The organism is Corynebacterium sp. 239_CJEI (assembly GCF_001055995.1).
Lineage (GTDB): Bacteria > Actinomycetota > Actinomycetes > Mycobacteriales > Mycobacteriaceae > Corynebacterium > Corynebacterium jeikeium_D.
Genome location: NZ_JVOW01000029.1, coordinates 1 through 6328, shown reverse-complemented (window position 1 = coordinate 6328; position 6328 = coordinate 1). Strand labels below are relative to the sequence as shown.

Annotated in this window: 5 protein-coding genes; 4 read left to right on the top strand and 1 reads right to left on the bottom strand. The window is 59.3% G+C overall.

Translation table 11 applies throughout. From position 1 onward, the window contains the following. Positions 1–35 precede the first annotated feature (35 nt). Complete coding sequence (locus tag ADB08_RS08070; protein ID WP_015382061.1) at positions 36–1220, bottom strand: IS256-like element IS3503 family transposase; 1185 nt, start codon at positions 1218–1220, stop codon at positions 36–38. Positions 1221–1384: 164 nt separating this feature from the next. On the opposite strand from ADB08_RS08070, the gene ADB08_RS08065 reads away from it, so the two are divergent. The 4 genes from ADB08_RS08065 (at position 1385) to ADB08_RS08045 (ending at position 6293) form a co-directional block, all read left to right on the top strand. After that, a complete protein-coding gene (locus tag ADB08_RS08065) occupies positions 1385–1804 on the top strand; it encodes a ComEA family DNA-binding protein (RefSeq protein ID WP_239660047.1) in 420 nt (139 codons plus the stop codon). Continuing rightward, positions 1788–3764, top strand: a complete 1977-nt coding sequence (locus ADB08_RS08060; RefSeq protein WP_049172329.1) for a ComEC/Rec2 family competence protein — start codon at positions 1788–1790, stop codon at positions 3762–3764. The genes ADB08_RS08065 and ADB08_RS08060 overlap by 17 nt, the downstream gene beginning before the upstream one ends. Beyond that, the gene (gene holA / locus ADB08_RS08055) at positions 3761–4819 is read left to right on the top strand and encodes a DNA polymerase III subunit delta (RefSeq protein WP_049172327.1); all 1059 of its coding nucleotides are present in this window, start codon (positions 3761–3763) and stop codon (positions 4817–4819) included. The genes ADB08_RS08060 and holA overlap by 4 nt, the downstream gene beginning before the upstream one ends. Before the next feature lie 289 nt (positions 4820–5108). Then, entirely contained in the window at positions 5109–6293 is a 1185-nt protein-coding gene (locus ADB08_RS08045) for an IS256-like element IS3503 family transposase (protein WP_015382061.1), read from the top strand. The last annotated feature ends 35 nt before the right edge of the window (positions 6294–6328 follow it).

Genomic DNA, 6328 nt, shown 5'->3' with positions numbered 1-6328 from the left:
TAAAGAAAAGTGTGTCTTTTCCGGGCGTGTTGCGGTTATTTGATCCAGCCTTTTTGGATGCCGAGGTTGTGTTGGTAGCTGGTGTCGATGGCGGTGTCGTATTCTGCTGGTGCACCGATGTCATTGGTAGTGGCTGTGGTGTTGTGGGTGATCAGGTCTGTTGCTGTGGAAAGTGCGTCTTGACCCCATCGTTGGTCCCTGGCGATCTTGACCGGATCGTCAGGGACTTCTGTATGTAGATACAGCCACCAATCCATCACTGTGCGTTGATGCGGTAGTGATAGTCCGCGGTGTCTGCGGGCTAGTTCTTTTATGGGGGCGTTGATGCCACCTTCGAGGCTGTTTGTTGTTGCTGCAAGGTTGTCGGGGTCGATGGTTGTTGGTGGGGGTTGCAGGTAGGTAAACAGCAGGTCTCTGCGGTGCAGAGATAGCAATGATTGATAGGCCGCTCGGACGCGTTGGTGGGTGTAGACCTTGGTGTAGGCGCCGGTAACGGGGTCTTTGATGGTGGTTTTCTCGTTCATCCATTCCCGGTAGGTGTGGTCGAATTCGTGCAGGTGGGCGACCCATGTGGATGCTTGGTCAAGGTCGGTGATGCGAGTGAGTTTCAGGGCTAGGCGGTAGAGGGTTTTGCCGGCATCGGTGCGGGGGTTGCTGGTGGTGTGGCGGCGGACTGTTCGTTGGGCGTGGACGAGGCAGCGTTGGATGCGTGTTGTTGGCCAGCAGTGGTGGATGGCTGATTGGGCACCTTGTCCGCCGTCTGTGACTGCGATTAGTGGTGCGGCAATGGGGCGTAGGAGTTCGGTGTAGGCGGCGGTGGTTTCGTGTCTGGCCCAGGTCCAGTTGATGACGTGGGTTTTACTGGCTGCGATCAGGAGGCATCCGGACTTTAGATAGGTCGCGTCGAGGAAGATTTGGTCATGGATGCGGAATGAGTCGATGGTGGGTGTGGGGATGATCCACCAGCACCATCGGAATCGGTGGTGCATGGTTTGCCTGGTTACGCCATGGTGTGCGGCGAAGGTGGTTAGAGATTGGGTGCCGGTGGCCCATTGGATGAACAAAGCCATGGTGGCGGTGTTTTTGTTGTGGGTTTGGGTGTTGCGGGTAAAGGAGTGTCCGCAGTGGGTGCAGCGCCAACGGGTGGTTGATTTGCTGGTGGTGCCGTTTTTCTTTGTGTTGTTGCCGCATAGTGGGCAGCTGGGGCGGTTGGTGGTCATCCTTTAATCCAACCGGTGTGCGGTTAGCACAAATGTGGCCGGAGGTGTGGGATGGTGTGGGTAATAGCTTTCGGGGAGCTATTCTTTGGTGATTTGTGGTGTGTGGTCTGGGGTTATGGTGGCATGCGGACACACTTTTCTTTACTTAACCCAATCCTGGCGTGGTGGAGGTGCCAGTGGGTGCGCGGGTGGTGGAGGCAATTGAGCGTGCGGGTGGGCTTTTGCCGGAGGCTAATCCTGCCAGCGTGAACCTGGCGGCACCGTTGGTAGATGGTCAACAGATTGTGGTTGGGACAGAGGCGCTGCCAGCAGGGACGGCGGAGGGCGGTTCCGATGTTTCTGGCGGTTCTGGCGCCGGTGCTGCAGGCGGGGCTGGCCCGGGTGGCTCTGACGGAAAGATCAACATCAACACCGCCACTGCTACGCAGCTGGAGGAATTGCCCGGAATTGGACCCGCAACGGCGACCAAAATCATCGACTTTCGTGAAAAGAACGGGCCTTTTGCGAGCATCGACGCACTTGAGGAGGTTCCGGGAATCGGCCCGGCGAAGGTAGAGGCTCTGCGCGATGCCGCCACCGTCTGACCTGCGCGCTCGTGCTGGGCTCGATGTGCGGCTAGTGCCAGCAGCGGTGCTGGCGTGGGCGACTGCGGTGACAGTGATCATGCGCCCAGAATGGGCGATAGTTGTGGCACCGTGCGCGATCGTGACTGCGGTGGTGTTGCCGTGGGCGTGGCAGCGTTGGTCGTGGCGATGGGGAAGAGGTGCGGTGACCTCCGGCTGGCGAGCAATCGCCACTATCGTGGTGCCAGCTGTGGCGGTGGCCAGTGTTGCGGTGGCCACGCGAATCCGCATAGCGCAAGCCCGAGCCCACGAGCTCTATGACGACATTGGCGGGATGTCGAAAGTGCAATTGCGCCTCGTCACCGAGCCGAAAGCTACCGAGTTCGGGGCCAGCGCGAAAGCCCGCATCGAGGGCCTTCCGGGGCAGGTGTCGGTTTTCGGAGACGAGTCACTGTTGGCGGTCACGAGAGACGCCGTAGTTGAATCCACAGCCGGTATACGTGCGGCCAGCAAACCCTGCATTAGTGGTATCCAGCTGAATCTGCGTGGCGATGTTGAGGTCATCGCGCCACCGCAGGGGCTGGCAGCTCAGGTGCGCCAGCAGCTCTTTGACTCGGCGCAGAATCTTCCCGTTGGTCCCGACCGCCTGATTCCCGCCATGGCCATCGGCGATGAGCGCGGCTTTAGCCTCAACGACGGCGACATGATGACTGCCTCTGGGCTTTCACATCTATCAGCAGTCTCTGGAGCGAACGTTGCGCTTGTTATCGGGGCTGTTGTGGCCGTGTTTTCGTGGGCTGGACCGCGGGTGCGCGTCGCAGTCGCCGCGCTTGCCCTGTATGGCTTTGTGGCAATTGTGGGTACAGAACCGTCAGTGCTACGCGCGGTGGTCACCGGCTGCATTGGGCTGTTGGCGATTCTTGTAGGACGAGCTGGCCAGGCCATCGCGGCGCTGTCGGCTGGCATTATTGGGTTGATTCTCCTGGCTCCAGACCTATCGGTATCAGTGGGCTTCGCCCTCTCGGTCGCAGCCACCGCCGGGTTAGTCCTTCTTGCCGAGCCCCTTGCCAGACGCCTGTCCGCCACCACCGTTATGGGTACCTGGCCCGCCCCAGTAGTCCGCGCCGTCGCCGTATCGATTGCCGCACACGTGGTCACCATGCCCGTGTTGGCGCTCCTTATCGGCGAGATCAGCCATGTCTCGCTGCTCGCCAATCTCCTCGCCGCGCCCGCCGTCGCACCGGTTACTATCGCTGGTTCGCTCGCTGCCGTTGCGGCCGCACTGCATCTCAATTGGCTGGTCAGTGCGTTGCTATGGTGCGCCGCGCCGTGCGCATGGTGGATTCATCAGGTCGCACGCCTCACCGCAGGAATCGTCGCGCCCGCCACTGGGGCGGTCACGTTGGTCGTTTCCTGCACTCTCACACTCACATGCTTGACGACGCTCTGGGCGTGGCCCCGTTTTGCGCTCCGCGCTGGGGCCTTCGCTGCTGTCTTGGCAGCCGGTAGTTATGCCGCCATTTGGATATTCGGCCTCGACATTGCGCGTGCCCCACAGGGGTGGAGTGCTGCCGCCTGCGCTGAGAAGAACCAGGTTGTTCTCATTCATGCGGAGGCTGTCGGAGAACCCGTCAACCATGTGGTATCGGTTGGTTACCCTGCACCGACCTCGCTCAGCCGGCAGTGCCGAATTGCGCTCGGACTCACCGAGCAAATGACGTGGCATACCCAGGTACTGGATACTGCCGCAGATAACACCACGACAGAAACCGTGGTGGTGGAATCCCCGTCGTATATCGCTGAAGCCGTGAGCGGCCAACCGCTCCAATCGCACCGCTCACCCCAGTGGTTTATCGCCCGCGAGTGTGGTCCGCGCGTGCGAGAAACCGTAATGACACCCGAGCACATTCCTGTGGTGTGCCCACAGCGAGATGGGCCGCAAGCTCTCTATTCGAATGGCGAAGTCTGGCGAGGAAGGTGAAATCCGGTCTGTCCCGTAGGCTAGAAACAACAGTCGCAGGAATCAACGCGGAAAAGAGGTCGGGATTGAGCGCCGTCGCACCCGTGAATTTGATTGTGGGCAAAGAGGAACTGCTGAAAGACCGCGCCCGCCTCGCCATTGTCGCTGCCGTCCGCGCGCAGGCAGCAACGGAGTCCGATCCGGGCGGACGCTCGGTGCCTGTGACCACCATCCGTGCAGGGGAAATGACCACTGTTGACGCGGTGGAGCTCTTCAGCCCCTCATTGTTTGGGGATGACCGGATCGTGGTTGTTACCGACTGCCAAGACGCCGGCAAAGAGCCTGCCAAGCTGTTGATGGATTCGGTTAAGGATCCCGCGCCGGGCATCACGTTGATTCTCCTTCACAGCGGTGAGGGGCGTCAGAAAAAGATGGTCGCTGACCTGCGCAAGTTGGGGGTCCGCTTTTTCGAAGCTCAACCGCTCAAGCGAAACGACTTGCCCGGTTTTGTTGGCGAAGAGTTCGCCTCACACGGGGTTAAGGTGCGTCGCGACGTCATCGATACCGTCCTGGATGCGGTCGGTTCAGACCTCCGCGAACTGGCGACCGCCATTTCCCAGCTGTGTGCGGATACAGCGGGCAAGGTCACCTCGGAAGCAGTGCGCACCTACTACGGTGCTTCGGCGGAGGTCTCGGGCTTTGAGATTGCCGAGCTCGCACTGCGCGGTCGGGGCGGGGAAGCGTTGGCCAAGATGCGCCGTGCCTTGCAGCTGGGAATGGCACCGGCACTGCTGTCGGCTGCAATCACGGGAATGGTTGGTGATGTAGCTCGGCTCCACGGTGCACGTGGCGTTAATGCTCGCAGGGATGCCCACCGCTATGGCATGCCACCGTGGAAGTTGGAGAAAACTCAGCGGTTGGCATCGGCCTGGTCAACCCCGGCGGTTGCTCGCGCTGTGGTTGTCGCGGCACAGCTGGATGCGGACACCAAGGGTGCCTCGTCGACTCCCGAGCTGTCGCTGGAACAGTCGGTGCTTCGTATCGCGGAGCTGGCCCATTCGTCCCATAGGCGTTAAAATTTCCGGGCTGCAAATGTGAAACTGTGTGAGTTTATGACACTTTCAAGCCATTTTTCAGGCCATTTTTGTCATAAACGTAGTCAGTAACTCGCATCGCCCCACCGCCGCCGGCCATAAACGCAGTCAGTAACTCGGGGTTAAGTAAAGAAAAGTGTGTCCGCATGCCACCATAACCCCAGACCACACACCACAAATCACCAAAGAATAGCTCCCCGAAAGCTATTACCCACACCATCCCACACCTCCGGCCACATTTGTGCTAACCGCACACCGGTTGGATTAAAGGATGACCACCAACCGCCCCAGCTGCCCACTATGCGGCAACAACACAAAGAAAAACGGCACCACCAGCAAATCAACCACCCGTTGGCGCTGCACCCACTGCGGACACTCCTTTACCCGCAACACCCAAACCCACAACAAAAACACCGCCACCATGGCTTTGTTCATCCAATGGGCCACCGGCACCCAATCTCTAACCACCTTCGCCGCACACCATGGCGTAACCAGGCAAACCATGCACCACCGATTCCGATGGTGCTGGTGGATCATCCCCACACCCACCATCGACTCATTCCGCATCCATGACCAAATCTTCCTCGACGCGACCTATCTAAAGTCCGGATGCCTCCTGATCGCAGCCAGTAAAACCCACGTCATCAACTGGACCTGGGCCAGACACGAAACCACCGCCGCCTACACCGAACTCCTACGCCCCATTGCCGCACCACTAATCGCAGTCACAGACGGCGGACAAGGTGCCCAATCAGCCATCCACCACTGCTGGCCAACAACACGCATCCAACGCTGCCTCGTCCACGCCCAACGAACAGTCCGCCGCCACACCACCAGCAACCCCCGCACCGATGCCGGCAAAACCCTCTACCGCCTAGCCCTGAAACTCACTCGCATCACCGACCTTGACCAAGCATCCACATGGGTCGCCCACCTGCACGAATTCGACCACACCTACCGGGAATGGATGAACGAGAAAACCACCATCAAAGACCCCGTTACCGGCGCCTACACCAAGGTCTACACCCACCAACGCGTCCGAGCGGCCTATCAATCATTGCTATCTCTGCACCGCAGAGACCTGCTGTTTACCTACCTGCAACCCCCACCAACAACCATCGACCCCGACAACCTTGCAGCAACAACAAACAGCCTCGAAGGTGGCATCAACGCCCCCATAAAAGAACTAGCCCGCAGACACCGCGGACTATCACTACCGCATCAACGCACAGTGATGGATTGGTGGCTGTATCTACATACAGAAGTCCCTGACGATCCGGTCAAGATCGCCAGGGACCAACGATGGGGTCAAGACGCACTTTCCACAGCAACAGACCTGATCACCCACAACACCACAGCCACTACCAATGACATCGGTGCACCAGCAGAATACGACACCGCCATCGACACCAGCTACCAACACAACCTCGGCATCCAAAAAGGCTGGATCAAATAACCGCAACACGCCCGGAAAAGACACACTTTTCTTTA